We start from the raw sequence: 23,110 nt of genomic DNA, 5'->3' as shown, positions 1-23,110 counted from the left end.
CAAAAAATATGAAAAAGACAATTAAGAATAAAACAATGGAAATATCCTCGTCTAAGGGGATGAGGGATTTGATGAATGAAGAATATTATTCTTTCCAAGGTTTTTTTGAAAAAGCGCAAGAAGTAGCCGTGCATTATGGTTTCAAACCGATAGATACTCCGATATTGGAAAATGAAGAAATTTTTTCTAGAACGATCGGCCTGGGGACAGATATTATAGATAAAGAGATGTACACCCTCAAAACCAAAGGCGGAGATCACCTAGCGTTGCGTCCCGAACACACTGCTCCCCTAATGCGCGCTTATATAGAACATGGAATGCAAACCCTGCCTCAGCCTGTAATGTTTTATCAATACGGTCCGGTTTTTAGACATGACAAACCTCAGAGAGGACGCTACCGGCAATTTTGGCAATTTGATTTAGATTGCCTTGGTAATGATAAAAGCATTATGGATGCATTGGTAATAAAAGTGGGTATGAGTATTTTAGAAGAAGCGGGAGCAACGAACCTGACAATTGACATAAATTCAATCGGCGATAAAGAATGTCGAAATGTGTATCTCAAAGAACTTACAAGTTATTATAAAAAACACCTGAATAATTTAGGAGCAATAGACAGAGAGCGCCTAAAAACAAATCCGCTTCGGATTTTAGATTCAAAAGATCCAAAAACAAAAGAAATCAATGAAAATGCCCCCGATTCAGTTTCCTTTCTTTGCGCCTCATGCAAAAAACATTTCAAAGAAGTGCTGGAATACTTGGAGGAAATGGGCATATCTTACAATGTGAATAAAAATTTAGTGCGGGGAATTTCCTATTATACCCGGACAGTTTTTGAAATTATTGAGCAAACAGGCGGTGAAGAAGGCGCTCCGCTCACTTTGGCTGGTGGCGGACGTTATGATTATTTGGCTCGCCAAATGGGAAACAAGCGCGATGTGCCGGCAGTGGGAATATCCATCGGAGTAGATAGAATAATCGCATCAGATTGGTATAAAAAACTTTCACCCCGCATTCTCAAGAAACCAAAAATTTATTTCATCCAATTAGGCCCTGAGGCAAAATTAAAAAGCTTGAATATTATTGAAATATTGCGCAAAGCACGCATTCCTATAGCCCAATCGCTCTCCAAAGACAGTCTTGGGTCTCAACTAGCTATCGCGGAAAAGCTTTCTATTCCCCACGCCATAATCTTTGGATTAAAAGAAGCTCTTGATAATTCTGTTATTGTTCGAGATATGTCAAATAGATCGCAAGAAACAGTTAAGTTGACTAAGCTTCTGGAATATCTTAAAGAACTTAAATAGTCCCAGTAGTAGAACAAAGCTCACTACGGAAAAAACAATGAAGAAAATAGTTCAAAAAGAAAATAAAGTTTTACGCGAACAAGCAAAAGAAATATCCGTAAAAGAAATTACAACTCCTAAAATAAAAAAGGTTTTAAAAGAAATGTCTGCGGCTCTCAAGAGCCAAGATGACGGCGTGGCCATAGCGGCACCGCAGATCGGATATAATTTACAAATTTTTGTCGTTTCTGGAAAAATTTTTCATAAAGATTTTTTAAGAGGAAAAGATGAATTAAAAGAAATTAACAAAAAAGAAATCCCTAAAGATTTAATTTTTATCAATCCAAAAATTTCCAAACTTTCCCGTGAGAAAATGTGGGTGCCAGAAGGATGTCTGTCCGTCAGATGGCTCTATGGGAATACTTTTAGATCAAAAAAAGCAACAGTTACAGCTTATGATGAAAATGGCAAAAAATTCACTCGCGGCGCCTCGGGTCTTTTGGCGCAGATCTTCCAACACGAGACTGACCACCTAAAAGGCATACTCTTTATCGACCATGCAAAAGACATAAGGGAAGAATTACCTAGATAGCTAAAATCTATGACAAATTTTGATCAAATTAAAAATGAAAGAAAAGATGACAAAATTCTTTTTGTAGAAAGAGAGCGTTTTGTTAAAGAAAACTATCCTCAGAAAAAAAGCAATTATAAAATGGATGAACTCATAAATAGTGGGTTAGAAGGAATGGATGTTATAGAAAAGAGAAACAAAGACAATGAAATCGAGGGAATGATTAGCTATGTCATTAATAAAGATGAAAAAGGTATGCAATATCTTTCTATCGGCATAATGTTAACTAAAAAAGAATCACAAGGTGGGGGTGTAATGAAAAATTTAATTTTGGAACTCAAGAATATTGCTACAAAAAACAATTGCGAATATATCACTGCAATTGCTGACACTGAAGAAGGTGAAGAATTTTTACTTAAAGAAGGATTTAGTGAAGAACTCGATGAGGTAAATGGGAGAGATTATCTAAGGTTGGAACTATAAACTAACTATTCGTCATATATTTTACATTTACTTTTTATAAAGCCCTAGCTTGATTAAATTCTCAAGGGCAAATGGTGTTATTGTATATTTTGAAATATCATTAACGGAAATTAATCTTATTTGATTATTTCCCTCAATTTGCCTAGGTGACACTAATTCACAATCAAAATAATTACAAATACTATTGTTGTTTTCAAAAATGCCTAAAAATTTTATAATTCTTACATCAACTCCTGCTTCTTCCTTGACTTCTCTGATGAGTGCCTCTTCTGGTGTTTCTCCCTGTTCTATATGTCCCCCAGGCGTCTCCCAACAACCTGAGAATTCCCCTTTTTCTCTTGTAACCAAATAAAAGGAATAAAAGGGGTCAGGTACCTTTTCTAGGAATAAAAGGGGTCAGGTACCTTTTCTAGGTCTTCCTTTTTGTCTAATTGTTGATTCAAGACCAAATTTTTTAATAGTTTTAATCGACCAATCAATGCTTCCAAATGGGTTACTTTTAATTATTGGTATTCTAATACTTTCCTCTTCAAAATTTGTTTGCGGTGTATTTACAAAAGAAAGATAATCTTTCGGTTCTTCTATTGGCCATTTGGATAGAAGTTTTTTATTAGTATTTTTAAAAAGCCTATATGACAAACTGTTAAATTTCCAATTCTCTGCTTTTTTAACTAATTTTGCGCGTAATGGATTGCGTTCTACATAACGAATCACAGACAAAAGATGCTTATCCCCTTCTATTAAAAAAGATTTATATCTCCCTTGATACAGATGTCCACTACCAATTGTTTTGTTATGGATGTGCCATCTTTGAGTGTGAGTAAGTGTTACCCATTGCATAAATTTCTGCAAATCATTATCTTGTCTTGGATATAAAACAAGATGAAAGTGATTTGGCATTAAACAATATGCAATAATTCTCATGTCGTATTTTTTTTGTGCATCTTCTAAAATAGAAACAAAAAGTTCAAAATCTTCTTCTTTGAAGAAAATAGGTAAACGAGCATTAGCACGGTTGATCACATGGTATAACTCATTTCCAACATCGACTCGTGGTGAACGTGGCATTTTTTTATTATATCATATTTTTAAATTAAAGGTACCTGACCCCTTTCTCTTTAAATGAGAAATTTCTGAACCGCATGTGCTGTGTTGTCTGATGTGACGAAAAACAAAAGGAAATCGATATTGACATTTTCGCTACAATCTGTATACTACTTTGAAGTTCTTTAAAGGTAGTAACGACATCTAACCACATCGATTTCCAAGTTATTTTTGGAAATTTTTAAAAACAATCCAAAAGAGGAGGCGGCCATGAACTACGAGATTGACGTTGAGGTAACAAAGAATGATGCAGGAAGAATAAACGGCGTTAAGCTGAGCGCAAAACCACACACGGAGTCAATCGATTTTTGCGCGTCATTTCCGAAGGCACTGTTTAGGGACGGAACCGCCGACATCGCATTTGAGGGCAATAAAATCGTGTTCAAACACCCCAAATGTGACTTTCCTGGCGAGTTCAGTGCCGAGCTTGACCAGGCCGACATCGAGGAACTCAAGGATGTAATAAGCCCCGAAAGGACAATCAGCCTTGAGCAGTGGTCGGCGTGGGGTGGCGGCGGATTCAGGTTGTATGTCAAAGATATTTAACAGCGTTTTTTAACGCACACTTCGGAGGGCTTCATTTTGTTGCCCTCCTTTTTTTGTTTTTAAAAATTTCCAAAAATAACTTTGCATTTTTTGTTTTTCGTCATTTCAGACAACGTTAGTTGTATCAGAAGTTTTTGCCTTCTTTCCTTAGTGTAATATAAAAGAAAGAAGAAGGCAAAAATTTGGGTGGAAGAAATTTGCACTCCTTTGGAAGATAATTGAGGCGAATTTCTGGAACCTGATACAACTTGTTAGGCGATGTAATTTTTTCTCATCCTTATTATTCGTTTCCTTCTGGTCTTCTTTTATATAATATAGAGCAAAATAAGATTTTCCGTTTTGGGCTTTGGGCAGAGGGGAATTAAAGAGGTGAATGCCCAAAGCCCAAAACTCCTTGTTGCTTTTTGGATTATTTAGCCAAAATAAGCCATTTTACGATATTACTATTGACAGATTATTGAAAAGGTGCTATACTGAAAAATCAAAATTGACAGCACTTTGAAAACTGAATAATGGATTACGAAGTAGCAATAAGACGGCAATTTTTTGCCATTTTATTGCTACTTCGTAGCAAGCTATTTTCCGCATAAGCGGAATTACCGACCAGATGGCGGGACAGTAGTAAAATTCCAAAAAGGAGGATCCGCTATGGACCAAATGGACGGCACCGGGAGTTTGTCCTCGGAGCTAACGGTTGAGCAGTTGGTGCGAGGAGTCCTGACCCTTGAGCAAGGCCAGGCCAAAAAAGTTTTCAAGACGCTTCAAGACGGGCTTGAGAATCTTGTCGCTCAAAACCTCATCCCGACTTCTGTCGCGAAGCAATTCCGGCAGTTGCGGGCAAAAATTCTGAAAGAAGGAGAAAAGAAAATGATATTTGACAGATTGAATTTTGACGGCTGTGAGGCGGAGTACGAAGATAAGAACAGAGATTTCTTCGGTACTCTTTTTGGTGTCAATGAGATTTCCTACGAACGGAGATCGTGTGATGGAGATACCTACTATGATCTCCTCTGGGTCAATCGTGGCACCGAGGACGAAAACTGCATCCCTATCCCGGTTTTTCTCCAGATCATCGGCCATGGTGAAGTCGATGGTTACGCCGCGGTTGTGGACCTTCTGAAAGAGGGAGGTTTCTCGACTGAGGTAGATCACGGCAGTTGTCTTCCTGATGAAATTGTCGGGGATGCCGAGGCGATAAAAAAGTACCTCCTTGAGAATCCAGGGGCATTTTGCGAAGAGCATCTGCTGCCTGAAATGGCGGATGACAAGGAGTTTGTTCTCGGGCTGATCGAGAAGAGAGTTGAAGCCTTGAATTCTCACATGTGCTTTATCTCCGAACGGTTGAAAGGCGACAAGGATGTTGCCCTTGCGGCGATCAGCTTGGCAACCAACAATTACGTCGGAATTACTCCTGAACTGCAGAAGGATTCTGATGTGATTGAGGCGATGTTCGAGCATGAAGAGGGCCCACATTGGCTTATTGCTGGGTCAAAGGAAGTGCTTGACAGCCTTGACATTATGTCAAGGGCGGTCAGACAGCAGCCCGACATGCTCAACGTTGCATGTCCCTCGTGCGATTACCTCAAAAAAAACACCAGATTAATGGTGGAGGCGATCGGAGCGAGCGACAAACCTCAAATCATCCTTCATTACTATCAAGACCTCTCTGCTGAGCAGAGAAGGGATCCCGAGATTCAAAAAGTAATGGAGGAAAAAAGAGGCAAATTCGGAAATAGGGAAGTTTCGGTCCCTAACCCAGATTGCTGGGAAAAAGGGATTAGCCAATTTATGTGCATCCAAAAAACGTTGAAACACGCGTTGGATGCAGTCGGCAAATCCTAATAACCATCGCGGTCGGTAAGCTCTCTGCCGAATCAGGGAGTAAAATAGTTCTTTCAAGTTCACTCAAGCCCCGGTGGTATAACCATTTGGGGCTTTTTCTTACTTATATAAAAAATCCGTTTTCTGTAGCGTAGCGGAAGAAAACACCTTATTCCCCTCTATAAAATAAAAAGAAAATCTTATTTTGCATTCCTTATTCAAAAAAAGAAGACCAGAAGGAAACATTTCTAAAAGAGAGAAAAAAATTATTTCGCCTAACTCGTTTATATACGAAGTGTTTTCGTATAGTATGTATAATATTGCACTTTTTACGACTATTGTGTATATTTATATTAGTTTAATTATAACAAATAAATAAATGAAAGTATATTTAAAAAAACTAGAAGACGAGCTAAAACTCAGAAATTATAGTCCTAAAACTATTAAAAGTTACGTGGGCTGTGTAGCTGAATATTTGCGTACTAAGCAAAACAATTTTGATTCGGTAGATGTTGATTTTATTAAGCGATATTTATTGTCAAAAATTGATAAAAAAATGTCTTCGCAAACCATCAATCAAAGCTTACAAGCTATTAATTTTTTCTGTTGGAATGTACTAAAGTTTCATAATAAAATTGACATTAAATTTGCAAAAACACCGAGTAAATTGCCAATCGTATTGTCAAGAAATGAAATTGAAAAAATTATTGATTCAATAAGTAATGAAAAACATCAACTATTAATTTCTCTATCATATGCTTCCGGATTCAGGGTCAGTGAAACAACAAATTTAAAAATTAAAGACTTAAATTTAGCAGAATTAACTATTCATATCAAAGGGGCAAAAGGCAACAAAGATAGAATTACTATTTTCCCGAAAAAACTAAGTAAAAAAATTGAAAAATCAATAACTGGAAGAAATTTAAATGACTATGTTTTTGCTAGTGAACGTGGCGGCAAATTAACAGAAAGAACCGCACAAAAGATTTTTGAAAACGCTTTAAAAAAATGCAATATTAATAAAGAAGCTACTTTTCACTCACTTCGTCATAGTTTTGCCACTCACCTTTTGGAAAATGGTGTGGACGTGCGTTATGTGCAAGAGCTTTTAGGCCACGCCAATATCAGAACCACACAATTATACACAAAAGTAACCAATCCTGCGATAAAAAATATTAAAAGCCCATTTGATAGCTTATAAATTTATGCAAAACAAAAACTTAAAATTTGTATTCTTTGGAACACCAGACTTGGCTGTGTATGTATTAGAAGAACTTGCAGAAGATGGATATTTCCCTTCTCTTGTGGTAACTGCCCCAGACTTAAAAATCGGACGAGGTCACCATTTTGAAGCTCCGCCAGTAAAAAAATGGGCAGAGGCTCATGGGATACCGACACTCCAGCCTAAAGTTATTGATGAAAACTTCCTGTCGGGTGTTGGACACCCGACAGGGCTTATGGAATATGATGTTTTTGTCTTAACTGCTTATGGAAAAATTCTGCCCCAAAAAATCCTAAACATGCCGAAGCATGGAATTTTAAATGTACATCCCTCAATGTTGCCTCGATTGCGCGGACCTTCCCCTGTAAGATCATCGATACTCAACAATGAAAGAGATATTGGAGCAACAGTAATAATTTTAGATGAGAAAATGGATCATGGACCGATCGTGGCGCAAAAAAATGTCGAAATAGATGACAAGGATTGGCCTCCTCTTTTGCCTATTTTAGAAGAAAAACTTTTTCGAGAAGGCGGAAAATTATTAGTAAAAGTACTGGAGGATTATATAAAAGAAAAAATAACTCCAAAACCTCAAGATGAATCTAAAGCAACCTATTGTGAAAAAATCAAAAAAGAAGATGGTTTGGTGGATTTGTTAAATGATTCGCCAAAAGAAATTTACACTAAATATTGCGCGCTTTACGGCTGGCCGGGTATATATTTCATAAAAAATGGCAAAAGAATAAAAATAACCGAAGCTAAATTAGAAAATAAAAAATTAGTGATAAAAAAAATAATACCAGAAAATGGAAAAGAAATAGATTATGTAAATTAAAAAAAGCATGCCCCGTACTGAGCTTCGCTCTAGTATGGGGTTCTTCCTGAAGGAAAAAAAGAAATAAAATACGAGGATTTCTTAAGGATTTCTTGAAGACTAATACTTTGAAGTAAAAGGGTTTCTTTTAGAAAGACCTTTGAACATTTTTTTCACGCTGGTGGCTCCACGTTTATAGAGAGTTTGTTTTCTGTCTTTGTTTTTACTTATTTCGTTAAAGAGAGTTTCTTTCACCTCATCCACTGCACTATATAAATCTTCATTATCACTTTCACTATAAAACTTTTTTCCATCTACCTTTATCGCACAACTAGCATGAAAAATCTCACCTGTCTTATGATGATTAGTAGTCTTTACCACTTCAAAATTTACCATCGCTTCTCCCTTCCCTGCTTCAATACCAGAGAGCAATTTCTCTAAATTGGTAACTCTTTTTAATACATAGTCTTTAATGGACTCCGTCAGCTCAATACCTTTTCCTTGTAAATTTATCTTCATCCCGTACAAAATAGGACGCGTACGCTTACGCGATATCCTTTGTTTTATTGTTAATAATATTTTTTTGAATAATCATAATTATGTTTATTTTATGCGTCCGCGATTTTGTTCGGGATTCATCCCTTGATTATATCTCGAGTGAGAGCTCTAAGCAATACGCTGAGTTCTATCGTCGCCACTCCGACGACGGTATCCGCTCCCCCATAATAAATGTAAAGCAAGCCATCCTTCTCTACCATTCCACAAGGAAAAACAACGTTATTTACTATGCCGTTTTTTTCATATGGTTCTTCCGGTTCAAAAATAGGATCAGAAGTGCGGGTGAGAACAGTGGCTGGATCATGAAGATCAAGCAAAACAGCTCCAATCCTGTAAGTATTGTGATTTTTTGAAATTCCGTGGTAAAGGAGCAACCAGCCATACTTTGTCTTGATAGGCGGGGCAGAAATCCCCACTTTGGCATTGTCCCATTTGTTTATCCTTGGCCCGATTATCCTGATGCATTTTCGGATAGTTTCTTGGTTAAAATCAAGCGACTTTAGATAATCTCCGCATATTTCATTTCCCACTCGATGCAAAACAAAATATTTACCATTTGTCTTTTCAGGAAAAATACACGTATCTTTATCATCGAAACCTCTGGGAGTGATCAAAACAGGCTTTTCCCATTGCCAGTTTTTCTGCAAAAAATTATTTTCTGTAATGGAGGTAATGGCAACCCGTGCAGGACCAACACCGTCAAAAGCGGTGTAGCACATATAAATATTTTTCCCTATTTTCGTCAACCGCGGATCTTCACAACCGGAATTTCCTCCCGAAATTTTTTTTAATTCAAAACCTTCTCTCGGCACATAAGCTGGCAGGGCTTGTCTCTCATTGATCAAAAAACCATCTTTGCTCGATGCATAACCGAGAGAAGAAGTATTATCATCCGAAAGCGCTCTATACAATATGTGGATTGTATCTTTTATCCTCAAAGCGGCTGGATTGAAGGTAGCCTTGGATTCCCAGGGATGTGTTTCATTCTTGGTAATAATAGGATTTTTGGCATAACGTTTGAAATGCCATCTAGCAGATGTTTTCGGAAGCATGGTACCCACTAGATCAGTCATGTTCACATGAGCCATACAGGTCGTCGTATCGGCTGCTCCATAATACATAAAAAGGGTATCTTTTTCTAGAATTGCTCCGGAAGGAAAAACTATATTGGGAACATGTCCAAGAAGTTCATATGGCTCTCTCGGCACCAAAATAGGTCCTTTTGTCCGCCCGACAATTTTAAGAGGATTCTTTAAATCGAGAAGCACCGCTTCAATTCCAAAAATTCTATCGGAATTTTCTCCCCCTTTAAAATAATTTTGAATATGAGAATACAAAAGAAACCAACCTTGCGAAGTATAAATAGGAGCAGTGCCTATTTCGGTATGATCAGTCGGAAATCTTTTGAAATCAAGAGCGTTTTTATCTATATTCGCGTACCATTTTTCCCAAAATTTTTGATTCCATAAATCTTCAATTTTATCAACCTGTACAATGGCAATTTTAGAAGGAGGCATGTCTGTATTTACAGTTACAATTACAGTAATTTTGCCATTTATGCGTTTTGGAAAAAGAGTCATGGCTTTAGCGTTGAAAGGGGTTATTAAATGGCGTTCATCGATTTTCTTTAAATCTTTTGAAATTGCCAAGGCGACTTTGATACCGCTTGCCTCGAATGGATATTTGGAAAGAGCAGTATAAAATATGTAGTAATTTCCTTCAAAAAAAGTAATGCGAGGATCTTCACATCCGTATTTTTCCCATTCCTCTATAGGTTCAATAAACGGCACACAGTTTTCAAAATGAGTTTTGTCTTTGCTAGACCCCAGACCGATAATGGAAATCTGCTCCGGTACGCGCAGCTTATCGACAGCTCCAATAGCGCGATAAACGCCATAAAAAGTCTTGCCTTTTTTAATAACACTCATATTAAAAGTGGCAAAAGATTCCCAATAATGGTCTCTATAGGGAAAAAGAACCGGATTGTGATGTGATCTTTTTGTTGCGTACATTATTTAAATTTTTATTTTTAATTTATTTTTTTCATTACTGTGACATTCGAATGCACTAACTCATTTAAAAATGAGTCTAAATTCGCCGTAGCTACGCAAGAAACTTTATCTGCTCCTCCATAGTATACAAACAATTGTCCATCCTTTACAACAGCTCCACAGGAATAAATTACTCCGCTTTTATATCCCTCATTCTCGTACCACTCTTCCGGTTCAAGAATTGGTTGATTGGAACGATAAAGAACCTTAGTTGGATCTTTCATATCTAAAATCATTGCGCCCATTTTATATTTATCCGGATTTTTGTGATCCATAGCATGATATAAAACAAGCCAGCCATATTTTGTTTTAATGGGAGAAGGACCGACACCGCGAAACCAACTATCCCACTCTCTCGTCTCATCTACAGGTCTAGTATTGTTACTATTTATAAATTTTTCACCATCAAGCCCATCTAGACTATCAAAATAATCAATAAGAATTTTCGGAGCAAAACTGTGTAATATTGCGAATTTTCCATTTACTTTTTCTGGAAAAAGCACCCAATTTTTATGTATTTGTCCAGGTGGAGAAATCAAAACAGGTTCTTTCCAGTTCCAACGTTTAGCTATAAAATCATCCAAGCTAATAGAAGTCAAAGCCATTCGCAATGATCCCCAACCATCAAAAGCTGTATATATCATATACACAGTGTTGCCTAAAAGTGTTAAGCGAGGATCTTCACAACCACCGCCCCATCCACCCCCCGAAGAATAATTTGATAATTTAGTTTTTGGATCTTTTTTTACTGCCACTTTTCCTTTGTGGTAATAAGCCAGTTCTTTTGAATTTTTATCAAAAAAATAACCATCAGAACTTTTTGCGTAGCCCATTACGGAAATATCACTATCTCCAATCGCTCGATAAATAACATGAATCTTCCCATCATGATGGATAGCACTGGGATTAAACGTCGCTTTTGATTCCCAGTATGAATGATTTTCTGGTTCAATGATTGGATTCTTTTTTGACCTTTCTAAATTAAGAGCAGTAAATTTTTTAGTAGTTTTTTTTACTACTATTTTTTTAAATATAGTTTTTCGTTTTATAATTCTGGCTCGATTTGCTGAGTTAAGATGGACTTTCTTTTTTACAGAAGTTTTTTTTACTGTTTTCTTTTCAGCTATCTTTTTAATTTTCTTTTTTAACGCGGCCATATTTATCTTTTATCCTTATAATATCATTTTCATCAAAATTCCCATAAGCTATTTCTAAAACTTTTACATCATCAATTGGAGCCTCCAACTGATGTATCTGCAAATTATTTACCCTAAACTCATTTTCAGGCTCTGCGTTGATTTTCTCTTCGCCAATCGTAACAAGTGGATGACCCGAAAGAACTTTCCAAAACTCTATCCGATGATTGTGATATTGTAGACTTAAAGAACAACCTTTTTTAATTGAAATAATTTTTACGGTAGTTACTTCGTTGTGAGTAAATTGCCTAAAATTTCCCCATGGACGTTCCTCTTGATATGTTTCAAATCTTTCCATTTGTTTTAATTTTAAAGTTTTAAAATCTTCTGCATTAACTCGTCTGCAGGAAGAAACTTACCTTTTAATGGAACATAGAACTTTCCTTGAACTCTGCTTTTATCAGCTGATATAGGCATTCCGCTCTCTTCTAAAAGTTCTTGATCATTGTAATTATCCCCTATGGCCATCACATTTTCTTTCTTTAATTTAAAAAGTTTCATCGTATGTCTCAAACCGAGAGCCTTTGTTTGATCTTTTTTTATCAAAACATCATACGCTTCACCATTCCAGAGAGTGACAAGATTTTTATCACTTTTTACCACGTCTTCGATTTCTTTTATTTGTTTTTTGCAATGAATCGTTATGATGAATTCTTTAGGTTCAAATCCTTTGAAATCTTTCTTTTTAATTGCCACTTTTTTTAATTTTGGCAAAATATCTTTTAAACGTTCAAAGCTGTTGATATGCTGGTAGATTTTCCCTTTGTACCAAGTGGCGCTGCCGCATTCATAAGTAAGACTGATAAAAGGCAAAATGTCTCGAAACATTTCTTGAAGCATATATAACCCCCTTCCAGAACTAATATTTATTAGAAATCCTTTTTTGTGTAATTTTTTAATTTGCTCTATTTGCCTAGGCGCAATGACTTTTGTTTCTAAGGTGGTTGTGTTTCCAATCTGTTTTATTTTTGTGCCTCTTGGCACTATTACTCCGTCAACATCAAAAACTACTAACTTGATTTTACTGATATCTTTTTTTGACATTTCGTTTAAAGGTTTCATTTTATTTTCTTCGTCCCGTAGTAAGCTTTGCTTTACTACTGGGATTCTTTTTATTTACTTTGGCTTTCTTTACTAAATCTGATGAGCTTTGGACTTTTCCCCCATGTCCTACATTGTATATCATATCAATACCAAGTTTTTTATGTATTTCTCTTTCTCTATATAAAGAAGATTTTGGATCAAGAGAATCTTTAGTATCCCTATCGCCCCCATTCGCAAAAATGTGTGGCTTAATTTCTATTAAACCCATACACACACTCATATCTTCAGGATTTTCTGGATGATTGCTTATGATAACTCTATCAACGGCGTCAAATGCCTCAATAATTTCTTTGCGCTCATGTTCGGGCATAAAGGCGAAGCCCTTTTTCTTTTTAAGCCAATTATCATTATTCAAATACACCACCAGCTCATCCCCTAATTTTTTGGCCTCATTAAACATTCGCACATGCCCAATATGTACTGGATCAAATCCTCCACTGACCATCACTACTTTCTTTTGTTTTTTAGATTTTTTTATTGAAGTTTTATTTTTCTTTTTCATAAATCTAATTTAATAAAAACTAATTTAAAAGAAACCTAAGGGTAGACACTACGCGTATTTTTTTAAATTCGGGAGAACCGGGATCCTTGTCTGAAATATCAAACACACCTTGGTTGCCCCGAGCCACACTGCCGAGACGCGCGCCGGATTCTTTAGCAAATTGCGCGGCTGTGTCTTTTGCATTTTTGATTGCTTCAGCCAGCATTTCCGGCTTTACACTATTTATATCTGAAAATTCAAACACAATAGAATTCTGGCTCATCGTAATTCCCTTTTTAACTAAAAATAAAGTATCTTTGGAAGTAGATTTCACTAAGTCAACTTTTTTTGTATAGACAGATAATTGGGTGCTGGAATTATATCTAAATAATGAATCCTTGTATGTATCCTGATATATGTTTACCGGAGCTACGTTTATTTCTGAATCTTCAAAACCTTTGCTTATGAGAAATGATTTGATGGTGTCAATATTGGTTTGGATGTTCGCATACAAAGAATCCACATCGTTGGACTTTACATCAAAAGTAATTGACCAAATTGCCACGTCCGCTTTCACTATTTTTTCCGACAAACCTTTGACTTCGACATAAGACTGCTGTTTAGAAAAATTTCTTGCAGCAAAAAAACAAAGAATAGAAAAAACCAAGAACACTCCCCCGATAATCAAAACCCAATTATTTTTTATATTTTCCATAATGTTTATTATACCCCCACACCTATTTTATTCCAAGTTAAAAATAGGTGTGGGGGTATACCACCTTCACAAAGAAAAGATAAACAAAAACACTCATAGCGATAAACGCTATAATGGCCGCAAAAACAAAGGCGTAAATTGGGTTAAAAACCCAAAGAAAACCTGCAATTACAGAGGCTAGAAGATAAATTAAGCCCGTAATAAAATTGTATGCGCCGATAGCCGTGGCTCTCCGGTCTTTTTCCAGATCAGAAATAAATGCTTTACTCTGAGCTTCGTCAATGCTATAAAAAACACCGAATATAATAAATAAAATTATTATTCCCAATTTTTCTTTTACAAAAATAAAACCAAGAGACATAGCGATATAAATGAAATATTCTAAAACTATAATATATCTTCTTCCAATAAAATCCCCTAGTTTGCCTATAGGTATGGACATAACCACAAAAGAAATATTGAAAAGCGCGTAGAGCAATACCACATCTGCCACAGCAAAACCAAAAGTGTAGGCTCGAAGCAATAAAAATCCAAAACTAAAATATGCCAAAGAAAAAATACCGGCAGGAATAAGAAACTTTTTAAATTCTCCACTTAGAGTTCCCCAAGCTTTGAAAATATTTTCTCTTTCGTACGGAATCCCCGGACGATCTTTTATTAAAACGAGAACCAATACCGCCCCTATCGCTCCGATTACCGAGATGATAAAAATTAAACGAAAAGTTCCCAAACTCTGTCCAAAATAAAGAAGAAGAAAATATGCAATAAGTGGACCTAAGACAGCCCCCATTTTGTCCATTGCTTTATGTAGACCAAAGGTATACCCCCTTGTAGCTTGTTCCGCTACTGCAGAAAGCCAAGCATCTCTCGGCGGACCACGGAAGCTCTTTCCAATTCGTTCAATAATTCTAAAAAAGGAAAGAGTTAAAACAGAAGTCCCCACTAAAAGTATAAATTTTGCTAAGGTGGAAAATCCATAACCAAGCAGAGCCAGTTTTTTTCTTTTTCCTGACTTATCAGAAAGCCAGCCAGAAAAATAATCCAAAGAAGATGCAGAAAAATCTGAAAAACCTTCCACGACACCGAGGAGTGATGCGGAAGCGCCGGCAAACACTGTAAAAAATATAGAAAAGACTGAAAAAATAGCTTCAGAGCTGATGTCCGTCAGGAAACTTACAAGACCTAATTTAAGAACATCAGAGTCTACCTTTAAGAATCTTTTTTCCATATATATTATTTTCGCAAGAACTATTCTTGCGAAAAACTAACCTTTGTTTGAAGTTTTTCTGAGAGCTCTCTTTGTGATCATTACTCTCTTCACAGCTAAACGTTTGGCTGTCTTGTGTGAGCGTCTTGATTTCTTTTTTGGACTAAGCGTGGTTCCTCTTTTTGCCATAAATTTTTTTGATTATTATTAATAAGCTAATTTTAGTATACCCCCACACTTATTCAAAGTCAAAATAAGTGTGGGGGTATACCCTGTAGTGAAATTTTTAGCAAAATTTTCTTTAACTTAAAATTTATTAAATCTTTTGAAAGTTTAATCTCAAGGCATTGATAATTACCAATACATCTAAAACTTCTTGCATTAAAGCCCCAAAGATTGGAGTGATATATCCAAGTGATGCAAAAATCATTAATATGATACTAGCCCCTATCCCAAAGAAGATACCTTGTTTTGCTAGTTTTATTGCATTCTGAGCAATATGCAATGCATCGTGCACTCGATCTATATTATTTACCATAATCACTACATCGCCCGTTTCAGAGGCAGCCGTAGCACCGTGGGAAGCCATGGCAATGCCCACGCTTGCGATAGCAAGCGCCGGAGCGTCATTCACCCCGTCTCCAACCATTGCCATTTGTCCATATTCTTTTTGAATTTTTTTCAACCATTCTACTTTTTGTTCCGGCAATAATTCAGCTTGAAATTCTGTGATGCCGACACTTTTTGCAATATTTTCTGCTACCAATTTTTTATCGCCAGTCAACATGATCAACCTCTTAACATCATGTTCTTTTATCGATTCGAACATCGCTTTTGTCTCTGGTCTTATAATATCGGCAAATACAATGTAACCAAGCAGATTTTTGTCATCACTTAAATAAACAGCGGTCTTTCCTTGTTCTTGAAAAATCTTGTGCGCTTTCTCTACGTCTTCTTTTATTATTATATTTTGGTCCTCAATATATTTTAATTTACCAAAAAAATAAATTTTATTTTTCAATTTAGCCTTGACCCCTTGACCAAAAATTTCTTCAAAGTTTTCCGGATAATCTAGTTCCAAGTTTTGCTTTTGAGCATACTGGATCAAAGATCTAGCAAAAATATGAGCCGATAGCTGGTCAACAGAAACAGCAATTCGAAGCACCTCACTGGTGGGTAAATTAGAAAAGGATATTGGTTCTACTACTTCAGGAACACCTAAAGTCAAAGTGCCAGTTTTGTCAAACACTAATCCTTTTACTTCTCCTAATTTTTCCAAGGCTGTACCATTTTTAATAATGATACCCCTGCTAGCAGCCTTACTAATCCCCGAAATCATGGCAATAGGTGTCGCTAAAATAAGTGGACAAGGAGAAGCTACTACTAGTATTGCTAAAACACGAATTGGATCCCTAAATAAAATCCAAGCAACAATCACCACTCCAAAAGTAATAATATTAAAAAATAAAGCGTAACGGTCTGCCAAACGAACTACTGGCGCTTCTGCATCTTGCGCTTCTTTAATAAGTTTAACTATGATTTGATATTTACTCTCTATGCTATTTTTTAGTGCTCGAACTTCTAAAGCCCTATCTTCATTTATAGAACCGCTGTACACCATAGAACCTGGTCTTTTTTCCACTGGTAAACTTTCTCCAGTAATAACCGCCTCATCTAAATTTGAGATTCCTTCTATTACGATAGCATCAACCGGAACAACTTCTCCTGGTTTAATGACCAAAATATCATTAATCTTCACCTCGTCGACATTTATATCTCTAAGTTTGTTGTCGCTTTCTTTAATATGAGCAAATGCTGGAGCTTTATTTAAGAGTTGAGTTAACTCCTTTTTAGCTCTGGCTTGAGCGTATGTTTCCAACGCTTCGCCTCCTGAAAGCATTAATAAAATTACAATCCCTGCTAAGTACTGCCCTGCCCAAAACGAAGCAAAAATAGCGACTATGGCTATGAGATCTACCCCGAACTTACCTTTGATTATTGCTTTAAAAGTTCTTAAGACAAAAGGAAGAGATCCTATTACCAAGGTAATAAACCAAATTTTATGATCTAGATTTTCGTAATGAAATTTATAAAAGATAGCGCCTAAAAGCAATCCAGCAGATATAAACCCGGGTATTAGAATATCATATTTTAAAAAATTAATTTTTGTTTTCATTTTTTTGATTTTTTCTTAAAACTCAATTTCTCGCGATAAGCCATAAGGAAATCTCTGCGAGTATCACAGAGAACAATCTTTGTAAGTAGTGGTATTGCCCTCGTTAATAAAAGCTGTATCTCCTTTATTCCAAAAGACAAGTGATTCATTAAAGTTGGCATATCGCGCTCCTGAGGCAGACAATGTTTGGGGTAGCAACATTTTTCTTCCATCGCTTAATGTGATATCGACTGCGTCTTTATAAAAAATTGCTTTTATATTTTTATTATCGGCACACTTAAATACCACCGAATTAATTACATTTGTCACAAGCTTATATACTACAGTAGTATCAAAAGTAATTTTACTTAGATCAATAAATTGCGCTCTCTCCTCAGTGCCAGTATCGCCAAATCCTCGGATGAAACCCCCATCTACTTTTTTAAATGCCACCCAGCCGACAGATTTCATGCCTTCGGATTGAAATGTATAATCTGCCAGTAAGATTCCATTTTTGTATGTACCTGCCAAGGTACCAGTAGAACTGTCTTTTTCAAAATTTTTAATATCAAGCTTTCCAGTAAAAGATTCACCTTGCTCTAATGAAATCGTAAGAACATAAACATCGTTTACTAGACGGCCTATATAAGTACCTAAAATTGTTTCTTCTGAAATTACCGAAGGATTATTATTCAACGATCCATTTTTTGGTTTTTGATAATAAATCAAAACGCCGACGAAAACCACAACTATCATTCCAAATGATATTATTTTTAAATAGTTTTTCATAATTTAATCATATCACAAGTTCAAATAGCTATTAAATAAAAACCTCTACCCTATTCTTGAGTAAGATTAAAAAATAAAGGGTATTTGTCAATATTAAAAATATGTGTTATTTTGAATAAAATCTGGTTCCTTGAAAGGAGGTGGGGTAAATGCCAAACAGTGGAACACTGCTAAAGTGTTCAAGGCCAGGATGTTGCAATGTATGGTGGCATGGGGATGCAGGATGGGCATGGGTTCCTTATTCTGAAGTGATAGAAAAGGAAGCAACTGCACTCAGAATGAAAATTAAATTTACAACTTGCAATCCTTGTATTGATCAGGAAGATGAGGGTCAAGCAGGGGTAGCCTAGTTTCCAGAAAAGAAAGGAGACACAAATGCAAGTTTGTGCGTGTTGCGGGGACGTCCAAATCATGGACGAAGAGTTTCGAGAACCGACAAAGGAAGAACAATCTTTTGTCGATAAGGGTTTGGCAAATTATACAGTTTGCACGGAGTGCCGTGCAATGACCGATTCGTAGTCGTAGGAGGTAAGATATGTATTATAAAATTTAAGCCTGAGAATCAACTTAAGAGTGCCAGTCCTCTATCATCTGACTGGCTTTTTTTATTCAAACCATTAGAAAAATATAATTAACAAAAAGACGTATAGCACTTAACTATAATAAAAAAACGGAATAAAATTAATTTTGATTATTATTTTCTGATCTTTTTGCTTTTTTTAAAGTAAACCACCCAACAACAATCGGTAAAACTAGGGTTAAAAAGTAATATAAGTAAACATCTAATTTATAATAATCAGTTGCCTTGAGCAATTTAACTAAAAAAACATAATCCAAAACTATAGCCATAATTGCCCAAACAACACCTAGTCCTAGGTAACACATAAACTTTTCTCTTTTAATCTTTTTAAGTAATACCCAAAGAGTTGCAATTACCCCAAAAGGCATAATATACCAACCGAGAGATTCTTTCGGCACAATGGCGAAAAACACAAATCCTAATATATAACCAAAAAGCCAAAGAACAAATCCCCAAAATATAGTGTTTAAAAAAATCTTTCCCTTGTTTGCCTGTGCTGGGCTTGTAGAATATGTTTCCATAATTTTTAAATTAAAGCTAATAATATCTAAATTATAACAAAAAAATACTTTATCCAAAAATAAAAGCTAAGATTTGTCGTTTAAATATTTGCCAGCCACACTTAATGCAAAGGAAGGCAATATAATAAAAATAGTCGTAAGTAGAAGTTTCATTAATGTTTTGTTTGGTTCCGAATTATCACCTGCATTAGACAAAACCAGTAAAATTCCTATAACTCCAAAAGCTAGGGATGAATAAATAAATATACGTGTGGCTATTTTTTGCATAGTTATAGTATAACATAATTTAATTATTTCTATATTTGAGAGAATATTCGAATAATTATAGCTAAAAGCTTTACTAATCAAACAAAGTGGTACTTAGATATTTCTCTCCCCTGTCAGGAAAAATAACCACGATTATGCCTGATTTTATCTTTTTACTAATTTCTATTGCTGCATACATTGCCGCCCCACTGCTCATCCCGACAAATATCCCTTCTTTTTTTATAATTTGTCTTGTCATTTCAAACGCAGACCTTGTTTCAACCATTATCGTTTCATCTATCACTAAAGGATTATACAAAGCAGGCACTATCGCTTCTTCCATATTTTTCAAACCTTGAATATAGTGCCCTTTTACAGGATGTGCGCTGACTATTTTTATTTTAGGATTTTTTTCTTTCAAATATTTGCCTACGCCCATCAAAGTCCCAGAAGTACCAAGTGGAGCAACAAAATATTTAATTTTTCCATTCGTTTGATTCCAAATCTCTTCTGCGGTGGTTTGGTAATGAGCTATTTTATTATATTTGTTTGAAAATTGATCCAACATAAAATATTTTTTTGGATATTTCTTTGCCAATTCTTTTGCTTTTCTTATAGCGCCATCTGTTCCTAAATTAGGATCGGTTAAAATTACCGAGGCTCCAAATGCCTTTATCACTTTTTGTCTCTCAATGGAAACGGCTTTACTCATAATAATCTTCACGGAATAGCCTTTTACCGCCCCGATCATAGCCAAGGCAATTCCAGTATTGCCAGAAGTAGGTTCAATAATTATTTTTTTCTTATTCAACTTTCCTTCTTTTTCGGCCTGCTCTATCATTTTCAGGGCAATTCTATCTTTGATGCTTCCTCCGGGATTCACCCCTTCTATTTTCGCGTATATTTTAATTTTCTTATTTTTATTAATTTTATTTATTTTGACTAAAGGAGTTTTTCCGATTGTTTTTAAAATATTTTTATATATCATAATTATTATTTTTAAGATGCTAATAATAAAAAATCCCGCTTTCGTCGGGGATTTGTGTTTTTATCTATTTATCAAAAACGTTTTAGATTAAATAATCACAAGAATCTCCCGACAATATGGGGAGATGCAACATTGATTGAATTGATGATTTGATTTATTAACTTCCATATTTTTATATTACCATTTTTCTAAAAACAAGCAATTGCTCGAATAACGATTTGAAAAGAAAAGTTATATAAATGAGAAAGCCGCGAAAAGTCTTGCGGACATTCTCACGGCTTGATTATATTTGATAAGCAACCACTACGTCATACATTGATACATTGCCGATGAATCTGCAACTATATCCTTTAAATTTTTCTGCCAAAGTCTGTGTAACCTTGGCTGCCTCGTCGTTATCATTATAAAGCAGACCCCCTTTTATAATGATTTTTTCAGATACATCTCTTCCTTCCCGGGTTAAAATAAGTTTCCCGAGTGAGTCTAATGTATGTTCTCCTTTGTACAACGCTAAAATTAAGTCAGGTTTTTCTAAGAGTATCATTTTTCTTCCCACCTCTTTAAGGTTATGTTGGGTTTGATTTTTGTTATCTAAGGGTTATTTTTTTCAGATTCTCCCCAATTAATAGGGAAGGTTTCTTTCCATTCCAATAAAGGGATACATCCGATTGACCTTTTTTCGGGTGGAATTTTTTTCCAAGTTTCCTCCGCAAGCTCTTTTGCTTTCTCTTTAAATTCACGTTTTGTGTGTGAACCATCGAGAAAGTGTAATTTGGTGCGAATGATTTTTCCTTTCGGATTTTCCCATTTCAAGTACCACATATTTGTTTCCTCCTATCTATTTAGTTAAAAGCGAGAAAAAATCTATATTCAATAGATTTCTTTTCTCTTTTAACTACTTTTTTCAACGATCAAAAAACCTTTGTATATAATACATTATTTGAGTAAAAAGTCAAGGCTCTTGGGTAATGTGCACACATTCAACATTGAAATGCTGGGATTGTTGTTTTATTTGATATAATAATTCTATGTTAAAAATACCGGGAAAAGTACCAGATAAAGGTTTTTATTATCATTACAAGCACGATCCAGATGGATCAATAAACAACTACGCTTATGAAGTTATGGGAGTAGGACATCACACAGAAGCTGATTCTTGTCCTGTTGACCCATACATGGTTGTCTATAGACCATTATACGAATCATTGGTTTATAAAGCTGGTAAACTTTTTGACTTGCGACCACTTGAAATGTTTCTAGAAAAAGTAGCCAAGGATGGCAATACCCTTAACCGTTTTGAAAAAATCAAAGACCAAAAAGTAATTGCCGAACTAGAAAAAATAAGAGCTAGAATGTATGGCAACTAAAAAGATTCTTCCAGCGTCTCAGGGGGTTTATATCCCCTGTTCTCATAAGCCTGCATATTTCATAATCATTATCCTTAAAATCTTTTTCATTTGATTTTTAAAATTTTTTGTCGATAATATTACGATTTCTGTTTAATATAATTACCAATTTCCTCTACAGCTTTATCTATTTCTTGACTAAAGACGTCTTTTTCATTTTCATTACTTGTATCGTAAATAATTTCGTCGATCTTTTCTAGGCTTTTTGTTCTTAATTCAGGAGTTAAATATTGCTGAAGACCTATATTAAGTTCAGTGACTTTTTTTCTTAATGGCTTCACTTTATTTAAAATTTCTGAACCCCACAAAACTTCAGCTGCAAGCAAATGTGATTCCATTTCTGTATATGCATTTGTAATTTCTTCCCATCTCATTTCATAAACATATATATCAGAATTTTTCTTCATATTCTCATTATCTATTTTTTCAGGATATTTATTTTTAAAATATTGAATTGCTTTATAATTTTCTGCATTCCATATAGCAGGGTTTCTCACGTGTTTTATAGCATCCCTAAGTTTCAAGATAGAATAATTCAAATTATAAGATACTTCCATTATTTTAGTCCCCTTAATTTGTTTTTTCCAAGTAGAAAGTCCTCCTCCAGCTATTATCATTCCAATAATAGTTAAAATAAATGTTACTAAATCTTTTATAAAAATATATGTTGGTTGATTAACAAATTCCATAAATCATTTTTTATTTAAAATTTGTTTTTCTAGTTCAATAATTATTTCTTGATTTTTTATATTTTGATTAAGTAATTCCTGGTTAATTTTTTGTGTTAAATCAATAGATTCTTTTTTTTGAGAATATTCTCTATAAGTTGCAGAAGTAAATTGAAAATAAGCGACAAGAAGTTGTAAAAAGCCCAAAACACAAACTAATACCACAGCTGCAATCCACCATTGAAAATTTTTAGCGGTTGCCCTTATTTTATTTTCTGAATCTTGCGCGGAAAGTTTTACTGCCTCAGAAATAACGGCGAGATCTTTTTGTTTAAATTGTATTTTTTGTGTCATGGTTTAAAAAACTCCTAGAATTTGGATTCTATCAGCGTGTCGAATAATTTGTAAATCTCGATCAATAAAAAGAGTAAAATCTATCCCCGCAAAAGAAGCACCTCTTGAAAAACGAACTCCGGGACCAAAAGAAACATCTCCAACTTGTATATTGGTTCTAGGTTCAAGTGTTCCATCTGGAAACACATTAAATATTTCTCTAAATGTTGCTCTTTCTGGCATATATTTGTTATATTAGCACTAA

General features: G+C 35.2%; 29 protein-coding genes and 1 pseudogene. 9 read left to right on the top strand and 21 right to left on the bottom strand.

What is annotated here, in order from left to right:
- The first annotated feature begins 8 nt into the window (after positions 1–8).
- From hisS to PHT16_02210, 3 genes are read left to right on the top strand one after another with little or no spacing between them, the layout of a single operon-like run.
- Complete coding sequence (gene hisS / locus PHT16_02220) at positions 9–1,307, top strand: histidine--tRNA ligase (protein ID MDD5721241.1); 1,299 nt, start codon at positions 9–11, stop codon at positions 1,305–1,307.
- Positions 1,308–1,344: 37 nt separating this feature from the next.
- On the top strand, positions 1,345–1,878 hold the full coding sequence (gene def, locus PHT16_02215) for a peptide deformylase (GenBank protein ID MDD5721240.1): 534 nt from the start codon (positions 1,345–1,347) through the stop codon (positions 1,876–1,878).
- 9 nt (positions 1,879–1,887) lie between these two features.
- Positions 1,888–2,340, top strand: a complete 453-nt coding sequence (locus PHT16_02210; protein ID MDD5721239.1) for a hypothetical protein — start codon at positions 1,888–1,890, stop codon at positions 2,338–2,340.
- Positions 2,341–2,367: 27 nt separating this feature from the next.
- Here PHT16_02210 and PHT16_02205 read toward each other — a convergent pair.
- Both PHT16_02205 and PHT16_02200 read right to left on the bottom strand, forming a co-directional pair.
- Positions 2,368–2,679 (bottom strand): annotated as a pseudogene (locus PHT16_02205) (NUDIX hydrolase).
- 57 nt (positions 2,680–2,736) lie between these two features.
- Entirely contained in the window at positions 2,737–3,408 is a 672-nt protein-coding gene (locus PHT16_02200) for a transposase (protein ID MDD5721238.1), read from the bottom strand.
- A gap of 207 nt (positions 3,409–3,615) precedes the next feature.
- On the opposite strand from PHT16_02200, the gene PHT16_02195 reads away from it, so the two are divergent.
- From PHT16_02195 to fmt, 4 genes are all read left to right on the top strand, one after another.
- A complete protein-coding gene (locus PHT16_02195) occupies positions 3,616–3,990 on the top strand; it encodes a hypothetical protein (GenBank protein ID MDD5721237.1) in 375 nt (124 codons plus the stop codon).
- A gap of 648 nt (positions 3,991–4,638) precedes the next feature.
- A complete protein-coding gene (locus tag PHT16_02190) occupies positions 4,639–5,832 on the top strand; it encodes a DUF4116 domain-containing protein (protein ID MDD5721236.1) in 1,194 nt (397 codons plus the stop codon).
- 358 nt (positions 5,833–6,190) lie between these two features.
- On the top strand, positions 6,191–7,012 hold the full coding sequence (locus PHT16_02185) for a tyrosine-type recombinase/integrase (GenBank protein ID MDD5721235.1): 822 nt from the start codon (positions 6,191–6,193) through the stop codon (positions 7,010–7,012).
- A gap of 4 nt (positions 7,013–7,016) precedes the next feature.
- Positions 7,017–7,868 (top strand): methionyl-tRNA formyltransferase, encoded by an 852-nt coding sequence (fmt, locus tag PHT16_02180; GenBank protein ID MDD5721234.1) that lies wholly within the window; start codon positions 7,017–7,019, stop codon positions 7,866–7,868.
- A 99-nt stretch (positions 7,869–7,967) separates the two neighbouring features.
- Here the strand turns inward: fmt and raiA are convergent, their stop codons facing one another.
- The 11 genes from raiA to PHT16_02125 form a co-directional block, all read right to left on the bottom strand.
- The gene (gene raiA, locus PHT16_02175; protein ID MDD5721233.1) at positions 7,968–8,366 is read right to left on the bottom strand and encodes a ribosome-associated translation inhibitor RaiA; all 399 of its coding nucleotides are present in this window, start codon (positions 8,364–8,366) and stop codon (positions 7,968–7,970) included.
- Between the two features lie 116 nt (positions 8,367–8,482).
- Entirely contained in the window at positions 8,483–10,417 is a 1,935-nt protein-coding gene (locus PHT16_02170; protein MDD5721232.1) for a hypothetical protein, read from the bottom strand.
- 17 nt (positions 10,418–10,434) lie between these two features.
- The gene (locus tag PHT16_02165) at positions 10,435–11,613 is read right to left on the bottom strand and encodes a hypothetical protein (GenBank protein MDD5721231.1); all 1,179 of its coding nucleotides are present in this window, start codon (positions 11,611–11,613) and stop codon (positions 10,435–10,437) included.
- Entirely contained in the window at positions 11,588–11,950 is a 363-nt protein-coding gene (locus PHT16_02160) for a phosphomannose isomerase type II C-terminal cupin domain (protein ID MDD5721230.1), read from the bottom strand. The genes PHT16_02165 and PHT16_02160 overlap by 26 nt, the downstream gene beginning before the upstream one ends.
- Positions 11,951–11,961: 11 nt before the next feature.
- The gene (locus PHT16_02155; protein MDD5721229.1) at positions 11,962–12,714 is read right to left on the bottom strand and encodes an HAD-IIB family hydrolase; all 753 of its coding nucleotides are present in this window, start codon (positions 12,712–12,714) and stop codon (positions 11,962–11,964) included.
- Between the two features lies 1 nt (position 12,715).
- Positions 12,716–13,258 (bottom strand): adenylyltransferase/cytidyltransferase family protein, encoded by a 543-nt coding sequence (locus PHT16_02150; protein ID MDD5721228.1) that lies wholly within the window; start codon positions 13,256–13,258, stop codon positions 12,716–12,718.
- 19 nt (positions 13,259–13,277) lie between these two features.
- On the bottom strand, positions 13,278–13,952 hold the full coding sequence (locus PHT16_02145; GenBank protein ID MDD5721227.1) for an SIMPL domain-containing protein: 675 nt from the start codon (positions 13,950–13,952) through the stop codon (positions 13,278–13,280).
- 37 nt (positions 13,953–13,989) lie between these two features.
- Complete coding sequence (locus PHT16_02140; GenBank protein ID MDD5721226.1) at positions 13,990–15,180, bottom strand: MFS transporter; 1,191 nt, start codon at positions 15,178–15,180, stop codon at positions 13,990–13,992.
- A gap of 36 nt (positions 15,181–15,216) precedes the next feature.
- Positions 15,217–15,348: a hypothetical protein gene (locus PHT16_02135; protein ID MDD5721225.1), complete on the bottom strand. Its 132-nt coding sequence runs from the start codon at positions 15,346–15,348 to the stop codon at positions 15,217–15,219.
- A gap of 127 nt (positions 15,349–15,475) precedes the next feature.
- Positions 15,476–17,335 carry a heavy metal translocating P-type ATPase gene (locus tag PHT16_02130; protein ID MDD5721224.1) on the bottom strand — a complete coding sequence of 620 codons (1,860 nt, stop codon included), beginning with the start codon at positions 17,333–17,335 and terminating at the stop codon, positions 15,476–15,478.
- A 63-nt stretch (positions 17,336–17,398) separates the two neighbouring features.
- Positions 17,399–18,103 (bottom strand): MliC family protein, encoded by a 705-nt coding sequence (locus tag PHT16_02125; GenBank protein MDD5721223.1) that lies wholly within the window; start codon positions 18,101–18,103, stop codon positions 17,399–17,401.
- A 149-nt stretch (positions 18,104–18,252) separates the two neighbouring features.
- On the opposite strand from PHT16_02125, the gene PHT16_02120 reads away from it, so the two are divergent.
- Complete coding sequence (locus PHT16_02120; protein ID MDD5721222.1) at positions 18,253–18,453, top strand: hypothetical protein; 201 nt, start codon at positions 18,253–18,255, stop codon at positions 18,451–18,453.
- A 331-nt stretch (positions 18,454–18,784) separates the two neighbouring features.
- Here the strand turns inward: PHT16_02120 and PHT16_02115 are convergent, their stop codons facing one another.
- The 5 genes from PHT16_02115 to PHT16_02095 all read right to left on the bottom strand — a co-directional run bounded on the left by PHT16_02115 (position 18,785) and on the right by PHT16_02095 (position 21,260).
- Complete coding sequence (locus PHT16_02115) at positions 18,785–19,204, bottom strand: hypothetical protein (protein ID MDD5721221.1); 420 nt, start codon at positions 19,202–19,204, stop codon at positions 18,785–18,787.
- Between the two features lie 66 nt (positions 19,205–19,270).
- Complete coding sequence (locus PHT16_02110) at positions 19,271–19,471, bottom strand: hypothetical protein (protein ID MDD5721220.1); 201 nt, start codon at positions 19,469–19,471, stop codon at positions 19,271–19,273.
- 73 nt (positions 19,472–19,544) lie between these two features.
- Positions 19,545–20,435, bottom strand: coding sequence for a cysteine synthase family protein (locus tag PHT16_02105; protein ID MDD5721219.1), 891 nt, complete (start codon positions 20,433–20,435; stop codon positions 19,545–19,547).
- A gap of 286 nt (positions 20,436–20,721) precedes the next feature.
- A complete protein-coding gene (locus PHT16_02100; GenBank protein ID MDD5721218.1) occupies positions 20,722–20,982 on the bottom strand; it encodes a hypothetical protein in 261 nt (86 codons plus the stop codon).
- Positions 20,983–21,029: 47 nt separating this feature from the next.
- Complete coding sequence (locus PHT16_02095; protein MDD5721217.1) at positions 21,030–21,260, bottom strand: hypothetical protein; 231 nt, start codon at positions 21,258–21,260, stop codon at positions 21,030–21,032.
- Between the two features lie 206 nt (positions 21,261–21,466).
- On the opposite strand from PHT16_02095, the gene PHT16_02090 reads away from it, so the two are divergent.
- On the top strand, positions 21,467–21,805 hold the full coding sequence (locus PHT16_02090; protein ID MDD5721216.1) for a DUF1653 domain-containing protein: 339 nt from the start codon (positions 21,467–21,469) through the stop codon (positions 21,803–21,805).
- A gap of 119 nt (positions 21,806–21,924) precedes the next feature.
- Here PHT16_02090 and PHT16_02085 read toward each other — a convergent pair whose 3' ends face one another.
- The 3 genes from PHT16_02085 to PHT16_02075 are packed head-to-tail and all read right to left on the bottom strand — an operon-like array spanning position 21,925 to position 23,088.
- Positions 21,925–22,533, bottom strand: coding sequence for a hypothetical protein (locus PHT16_02085; protein MDD5721215.1), 609 nt, complete (start codon positions 22,531–22,533; stop codon positions 21,925–21,927).
- Between the two features lie 3 nt (positions 22,534–22,536).
- Positions 22,537–22,866 (bottom strand): hypothetical protein, encoded by a 330-nt coding sequence (locus tag PHT16_02080; protein MDD5721214.1) that lies wholly within the window; start codon positions 22,864–22,866, stop codon positions 22,537–22,539.
- A 3-nt stretch (positions 22,867–22,869) separates the two neighbouring features.
- On the bottom strand, positions 22,870–23,088 hold the full coding sequence (locus PHT16_02075; GenBank protein ID MDD5721213.1) for a hypothetical protein: 219 nt from the start codon (positions 23,086–23,088) through the stop codon (positions 22,870–22,872).
- Positions 23,089–23,110 lie beyond the last annotated feature (22 nt).

It is taken from the genome of Candidatus Paceibacterota bacterium (assembly GCA_028718635.1).
GTDB lineage: Bacteria > Patescibacteriota > Minisyncoccia > Phycocordibacterales > UBA9973 > UBA9973.
This window is presented reverse-complemented; position numbering and strand designations above follow the sequence as displayed.